Source organism: Desulfobaculum sp. (assembly GCF_054921475.1).
Map to the genome: position 1 here is coordinate 1 of NZ_JBUDSW010000189.1, position 7299 is coordinate 7299.

Annotated in this window: 7 protein-coding genes and 1 pseudogene; 2 read left to right on the forward strand and 6 right to left on the reverse strand. The window is 62.2% G+C overall.

From position 1 onward, the window contains the following. Nucleotides 1–15 precede the first annotated feature (15 nt). The 6 genes from ACY69P_RS12015 to ACY69P_RS12040 form a co-directional block, all read right to left on the reverse strand. On the reverse strand, nt 16–1053 hold the full coding sequence (locus ACY69P_RS12015; RefSeq protein WP_462327638.1) for an ABC transporter ATP-binding protein: 1038 nt from the start codon (nt 1051–1053) through the stop codon (nt 16–18). Beyond that, nucleotides 1050–1892 carry an ABC transporter permease gene (locus ACY69P_RS12020; protein WP_462327639.1) on the reverse strand — a complete coding sequence of 281 codons (843 nt, stop codon included), beginning with the start codon at nt 1890–1892 and terminating at the stop codon, nt 1050–1052. Before ACY69P_RS12020 ends, ACY69P_RS12015 begins: the two co-directional genes overlap by 4 nt. An 8-nt stretch (nt 1893–1900) precedes the next feature. Next, entirely contained in the window at nt 1901–2884 is a 984-nt protein-coding gene (gene wtpA, locus ACY69P_RS12025; protein ID WP_462327640.1) for a tungstate ABC transporter substrate-binding protein WtpA, read from the reverse strand. A gap of 628 nt (nt 2885–3512) precedes the next feature. Continuing rightward, nucleotides 3513–4169 carry an energy-coupling factor ABC transporter ATP-binding protein gene (locus ACY69P_RS12030; RefSeq protein WP_462327641.1) on the reverse strand — a complete coding sequence of 219 codons (657 nt, stop codon included), beginning with the start codon at nt 4167–4169 and terminating at the stop codon, nt 3513–3515. Continuing rightward, entirely contained in the window at nt 4166–4867 is a 702-nt protein-coding gene (locus ACY69P_RS12035; protein WP_462327642.1) for an ABC transporter permease, read from the reverse strand. Before ACY69P_RS12035 ends, ACY69P_RS12030 begins: the two co-directional genes overlap by 4 nt. Before the next feature lie 117 nt (nt 4868–4984). Beyond that, nucleotides 4985–5752 (reverse strand): ABC transporter substrate-binding protein, encoded by a 768-nt coding sequence (locus tag ACY69P_RS12040; protein WP_459900089.1) that lies wholly within the window; start codon nt 5750–5752, stop codon nt 4985–4987. Between the two features lie 337 nt (nt 5753–6089). Here ACY69P_RS12040 and ACY69P_RS12045 point away from each other — a divergent pair, with 337 nt between their 5' ends. Both ACY69P_RS12045 and ACY69P_RS12050 read left to right on the forward strand, forming a co-directional pair. After that, nucleotides 6090–6971 (forward strand): formate dehydrogenase accessory protein FdhE, encoded by an 882-nt coding sequence (locus tag ACY69P_RS12045; RefSeq protein WP_462327643.1) that lies wholly within the window; start codon nt 6090–6092, stop codon nt 6969–6971. A gap of 64 nt (nt 6972–7035) precedes the next feature. After that, nucleotides 7036–7299 (forward strand): annotated as a pseudogene (locus ACY69P_RS12050) (hypothetical protein); the annotation flags it as partial.

Sequence of the window (7299 nt, forward strand, 5' to 3'; positions counted from 1 at the left end):
CCGTCCGCGCCGGAGCTAGAAGGTATGCACGGCCTGCGCGGCAAAGCCAAGGTTCACGGCGTCGCCGCACGCAATGCCGGATTCCAGCAGAGTACGCCTGTCCAGCAGCGCCTTGAAGTCTGCCTCCGCACACCGCACGCCAAGCTCCACCATAAAGCCAAGGTCGCTCACCCGGCGCACCGTGCCCGGAAAGCTCACATACCCATCCGGGAGCGCCGCCCCACGCGTGACGGCAACATCCTCAGGGCGCAGGGCGACGTGGGCGCAGCGCTCCCCAGCCGCCTGCGGCAACGGGCAACACAGCCCGCCAAACCGGGCCTCCCGCTGGGTAAATGTCGCCGGGAACACATTCTTCATCCCCACAAACTCCGCCACAAAGGGCGTGCTGGGCTGGCAGAAGACCTCCCGCGCGCCGCCCACCTGCTCCAGCAGTCCGCCGCGCAAAACGCCAACGCGCTGGGCAAGGAAAAGCGCCTCGGAAAAGTCGTGCGTCACCATAAAGAATGTGGTGCCAAGGTCGCGGTGCAGGGTCCTCAAAAGGCCGCGGATTTCCTCCCGGAAGTTGGGGTCCAGCGCAGACAGCGGCTCATCAAGAAGCAGCACGCGCGGATTCACCGCAAGGGCGCGCGCAAGGCACACGCGCTGTTGTTCGCCGCCGCTCAGGGCGCGCACGCCCCGCCCGGCAATGCGCGACAGGCCCAGCATCTCCACCAGCCAGTCCACACGCCGCCGCGCCTCGGCGCGGTCCACATCGTGGTAGCGCAGACCGTAGGTGATGTTCTGCATCACGGACATGTGCGGGAAGAGCGCGTTGTCCTGATACACAATGCCAACGCCGCGCCGCTCCGGCGGCAGGTTCGTCACATCGCGCCCGTTGACGGCGATGCGGCCCTTTGCCTGCGGCACCAGCCCGGCGACGGACTCCAAAACCAGCGACTTCCCCGACCCCGTCGGGCCGATGAGCGCAAAAAATTCCCCGTCCGCCACGTCAAGGTTCACCCCCCGCACGGCAAAATCCGCAAAGGTGATGCTCAGGTCCGAGATGCGAATCATTGCGCCGTCCTCCTTTGCGGCAGGGTGATGACACGCAGCAGCAGAAACAGCACAAGGCACACGCCAATCAGCCACACCGCCACGGGCTGGGAATACTTGAGGCCGTAGGCCGTGAACCGCTCGTACATGAGCACAGGCGCAACCTTGGGATGATAGGCCACAATGATGATGGCCCCAAATTCGCTGACCGCTCGGGCCATGCACATGATGACGCCCGCCAGCATATGCCGCCAGCACAGCGGCACAGTGACGCGGAAGAACGTCGCCCCGCGCCCTGCCCCCAAACTGCGCGACACATTCTCCAGCCGCACGGGCACGCTCTCGAAGCCACTTTTGGCGGCGCTGATGTAAAACGGCAGGCCCACAAAGGCCATCACGGCGATGATGCCCGTGGCCGTTCCCATCAGCCGCAGGCCCACAGCGCCAAGGGCCTCGCCCAGCCAATGCCCCCGCCCGGCAAGGCTCAAAAGCGCAATGCCCACCACCGGGTGCGGCAGCATAATGGGCAGATCAATACAACTCTCCACAAGGCGCTTGCCCCAAAACTCCGTGCGCGCCAGCAGCCACGCCAAGGGCGTCCCAAGGACGAACACCCCAAGGGCGGCCGAGCTGGACGTCCACACGGACAACCAAATGGACGAGCGCACCTCCGGGTCCAGCGCCGTTTCCCACAGCACCTCAAGGCTCGGTTGAGAGACCATCTCGTACAGGGGCAGCAGGATGAAAGCCATCACCACCACCCCGCACGCCGAACACAGCCAGATAAAAAGCCCGCCGGGCAGGGCAAGGCCTGTGGCCTGCCCCGCCTGGCGGGTCAAAGTGGTCGTTTGTGCCGTCATGACGTCGCCTAGTTGCGAACCTCAACCAGCGGCTGCAGCTGCGTGGCAAGGCCATTCTTCATAGCGTCGGAGGACACGCGGGCCGGGACAAACGGCGGCTGTCCCATCTCGCGCAGGACCTTGAGGCCGCCCTCGGGGTCCAGCAGGTAGGCCATGAAGGCTTCGGCGGCTTCACGGTTGGGGGCGTCCTTCAGGATGGTGACGCCGTAGGTGCAGGACTTGCCCGTACGGGTCATGAACGTGCCGGGCTTCTTGCCGGTCACCTTCACCTTGGCCAGCTTGTAGAAGGGGTCCATCTTGTAGTTGCCAAGGTTGATGTGGTCGTCGAGGGTGACGTACTTCAGACCATGCTGCACAGCCACGGACAGGTACTCCCACGCGTAGTCCATGTTGCCGCTTTCCAGCAGGGAGATCAGCTCCACGGACTTGGGCCGCACGTTTTCCTTGGGGCGGTTGGCGAGCAGGTCGTTGTAGAGGCCGTCGCGGTCATAGAACTTCTCGGCCAGCTGGAGCACCATCAGGCTGCGGTAGCCGCAGGGGTCGAGGTTCGGGTCGGAATGGCCCCACACCACCCCCTTGCGCTGGAGGATGTCCATCCAGTTCTTGTCGTTGATTTCGCCTGCGTACTTGCTCTTGTCCGTGTAGCACAGCACCAGCTGGTTGGTGGCAAAGCGGATGTTCACGTCGGTGAATTTGGGTACCAGCGTTTTGTCGATGACCATGTAGTCGGCGGAGGCCATCAGGTCGGCGGGCTTGCCCAGCTCGGAAATCATGCGCGCCATTTTGGTGCTGCCGCCTGCTTCACGCAGGACGTCCACCTTGGGGTATTTGGCCTCAAAATTCTTTTCAATGGTCTTGAAGGGCACGGACAGGCTGCCAGCATGGAAGATGGTGAGCTTGCCGGTAGGTTCGGCACTGGCCATGGGCGCAGCGCAGGCAAAAACCAGCGCCGCCACCGCGACGATGCGAAGTGTGTGTCTGATGCGGTTCATCACGTTAGGCTCCTTGTATCGGTTCAGGATCACACTGTCGAAATCGCCCCCGTCCTCAACACGGGCGGAAGCCATACCGCCATACCACCCTCAGGATTTTATGGTCAATTTGTTTCGGCATTCGCCTAGTAGTCCGATAGGAGAAACCAATACAAACCACAAAGAACCATACCCAACACCTTTTCATCCACACTTCCGCATAGACCGCCAAAACGCCCCCTCCCGCCGGGACGCCGCCCTGACGCGCCAAGCGCCAAAAAGACAAAAGACCACCCTCAATGGATGGTCTTTCACTGCTCTGGCGCGCCCCAGCTGTCCGCCGGTCTGGTGTGGTGAAATGAGCCTACGCGCGCGGAGTCCCTCACGCCCATGCTGCGCCGCCCTGTGCCCAAGCCCCTCGCGCGGTACCCTCACTCCGCCCCAAATCTTGGGCTTTTCAGACCGCTCCGGCGCACCCGGCACGGCAGGCCCACAAGAGGGAAAGGTGTAGGAAACGCACGACAGCGGCTGTACAACCCGGAACATGGGTAACACTTTTGTCCGGGAACATAGGGAACAGGTTCTGGTACGCACGGTGCGGCCCTCGGCCCCTTCCCGGCGCATTTTTCCTTATGCTGACGAGGCCCGGTCAGCCTTCACGGCGGACAAGACGGCCTTCTCGCATCCGCACGATGCTGTCGGACACAGAGGTCAGCCAGTCCATATCATGACTCACCATGACCACCGTTGCGCCCCACTCCTCGCGCGCCGCCTTGGCCGCCGCCTGAATGCGCTCTGCGCTCTCTTCGTCGAGGCTGGCCGTTGGTTCATCCAACAGCAACACACGCGGCCTCAGGATGAGCCGCGCCGCAAGGGCCACACGCTGGGCCTCGCCGCCGGACAGCTCGCGCCACGGCCTGCGCGCAAAGGACTCGGGGGCCAGCCCCACCATGTGCAGCGCCTCGGCAATGCGGCCCTCGTCCATGGCCTCGCCGCGCACCTTGAGGCCATAGCCCACATTGCCCGCCACGCTCCGCTTGAGGAGGTACGGCTCCTGTGTCAGCAGGGTCACCCGGCGGCGCACACCATTGCCCGCCTGCGTGACGTCCGCGCCGTCAAAGCGCACCGCGCCGCTCACCGGACGCTCCAAAAAGGCAAGGATGCGCAAAAGCGTGGACTTGCCGCTGCCGTTTGGTCCGGCCACGCCCACAATGCTGCGCTGGGCAATGGACAGGGCATCAATATGCAGCGCGTCGCGCGCGCCGTAGCGCTGGCGGACGTCTGTCAGCTCGTACATGGTGTTCATCGGTCATGCTCCGCAAGGCGCCTCAGGCCCGAGACGGCAAGATTCACGAGAAAGGCAATGCACAGGAGCACCAAACCAAGGGCAATGCCCACCGCAAACTGACCCTTGCCCGTCTCAAGGGCAATGGCCGTGGTGATGGTGCGGGTATGCCACTTGATGTTGCCGCCCACCATCATGGAAATACCCACCTCGGACACAATGCGCCCATAGGCGGCCACAGCCGCAAGGGCAAGGTGATAGCGGGCCTCCCACAACGTGGTGACCAAAGTCTGCCGCCGCGACGCGCCAAGGGTCTGGAGCGTCCAGCGCAGGCGGCGGTCCATATTCTCCACAGCGGTGGCAGTCATCGCGATAATGATGGGCAGGCCAAGAATGGTCTGGCCCACGGCAATGCCGGGCACGGTGAAGAGCAGCCCAAGTTCGCCAAGCGGCCCCTGCCGGGACAAAAAGGCATACACCAACAGCCCAATGACCACCGTAGGAAAGGAGAGCAGCGTATCCACCAGCATCCGCAGCGCGCGTTTGCCGGGAAAGTCCGCATGCCCCAGCAAAAACCCAAGGGGCGCGCCAAGGACAAGGCTGCCAATGATGGACAACGACGATACCGAAAGCGTGGTGTAAATAGCGGAATACGTCTCCGCATCCAGCTGAAAAAGCAAGATAAAGGCCCGGACGAGGCCGTCGAGCAAGTAGTCCATATTCCTCCCGGTTCCGCCGTGGCGGACCGTCATCAGGCAGAGATGAAAAAGGGCCGGACGCGCGTCACGCTGCCCGGCCCCGTTCTCTACGCTGTAGCGGCACTGCCGCGCGGCGCTTTACTCTGCGTTGGGGGTGAAGAGCTGCTTGCCCAGCAGCCGGAAATCACCAATGCGCTTCTGCACAGGGGCGGAAGCCATCCACTTGCGGAACGTGGTCGCAAGGTCATACTTGACCGAGGAGCACTTGGCGGGGTTCACGCACAGTACGCTGTACTGGTTGAACAGAGCCTTATCGCCTTCAACAAGGATTTTCAACGGTGCGTTGCCGTTATGGTTGGCTTCGTATTTGATGTAGGTACCGCGGTCGGTCATGGTGTAGCCGCCGCGCTCCGCCGCAACATTAATGGTGGCAATCATGCCCTGACCGGTCTGCACGTACCACTTTTCCTTGTCCGGAACGGGCATCTTGGCGGCCTTCCACAGGGAGATTTCCTTCTTGTTGGTGCCGGAGTTGTCGCCGCGGCTCACAAATTCACGGTGCTTGGAGCCGATGGTCTTCATGGCGTCCACCACAGACATGCCCTTCACGCCCGCCGGGTCGGCCTCGGGGCCAATGATGACGAAGTCGTTGTACATAATCTGGGTGCGGTCCACGCCGTGGCCTTCCTTCACAAAGGTCTTTTCCGCGCCAGGAGCATGAACGAGCAGCACGTCCACATCGCAATTGCGGCCCATAGCCAGCGCCTTGCCGGTGCCAACAGCGGTCCAGCGCAGTTCGATGCCCGTTTCGCGCTCGAAAACGGGGGCCAATTCGTCCAGCAGACCAGTGTTGTCCGTGCTGGTGGTGGTGGCCATCATCAGTACAGGCTTTTCGGCCAGTGCCATCGTCGGCAGGGCAGCCGCCACAAACAGGGCCAGCAGCGAGAGTAGAAGCAGTCGTCTTTTCACCTTTACGCTCCTTTTTCGTCATTTTTTTCATGTGACGTTTTTAAGACACGGTAAATTACTACCAAATCAGTCATATTGACTTCAAGCCCCCACGTCTACCCCTTTCAGATATACTCAAAGTTTGGCACCAACTTTTCACAGTATACGCAAGGGTGCCAAGCCTTTCCGCCCATATATGACGCGGATTGCCGGACCTATTGGTCTTTCAAATCCAAAAAGTGTACTATGCTGAAAATTTCCACTATCAAACCGTTTTCAAGCAGGTGCTCATTTTATGTCCACATCCACCGACTCCCTTTTGCGACTCCTCGACACCAGATTGAAACAACTGCAAAAAAAGAATCATATCCCCGACGTCCTCACCGCCTTGGTGAAGGACGTCTTTACCATGCAGGTCCATGCCCGTGACGAAGCCGCCACCGCCCTTGACGAAAGCCTGCTCACCCCGCGCGAGCAGCTGGGACCGGACGTACCGCTTCTGCCGCGCGAATCCTTCCCCGTGGACGAGGCTCTGGCCACGCGGCTGTTTGACGACCTGCTCGCCCTTATCCTTGATGCCCCTGCACCCCTTGGCGACGCCGCCAAGACCATAGACGCCGCCCGAAAGGACGGCGCAGTGGACCTGCCCGCCCTATTCGCGGCCTACATCTCCGGCGACGACGCCCCCTTTGCCGCATGGGCGGAAAAGACCCCGGACGCCCCACGGGCCATGGCCTTTTTGGTTCAATCCAGCCTGACCCCCGGCCTGAGGGCCGTTGCGCAGCAGGCCGAACAGCACCTGAAGCTGGACGAAGCACGCGGGGGCAACTGTCCCGTCTGCGGCAGCCTGCCGCTCATCACCGAACTGCGCGAAAAGCAGGGCTTTCGCCACGCCACGTGCTCCTTTTGCCACACGGTGTACCGCATCCCGCGCATCATGTGCGCCTTTTGCGGCGAAACGGACATGGACAAGCTGTCCTACTTCACCGCCGAGGGGGAAACCGGCTACCGCGTCGACGTCTGCGAAAGCTGTAAGCTGTACATCAAGTGTGCGGACTTCCGGGAACTGGACCGCAAAACCCTTGCCCTTATCGACGATTTGGATTCGCTGAGTCTCGACATCCTTGCCGTGCAGGACGGCTACACCCGTCCGACGGTTTCGGCTCTGGGCTTTTAGACCACTCGCGCGGCGCGCCATGCGCCGCCGCGCACCATGACCACACGCTCAGCGAGGACTGACCATGAAAACGTCACCCACATCCCCAGCCGCGCCGCAGGAGGCCCGCCTGCGCGAGCTCACCTGCCGCCAGTACAAAAACGGCGCGTGGCGGGATTTTACTGACATCGTGACCCCGGAATACCCGGTCTATCTCCAGTGGCCGGACGCGCCCACGCGCGAACTGCTCACCTTCCCCGAAGGGTGCGACAGGCTGGCCTTGGGCCACGCCCTGCTGGAACTGTGCGCGCCGGGAGAATACCCTGCCATAACCGCCACCGACGGCGAC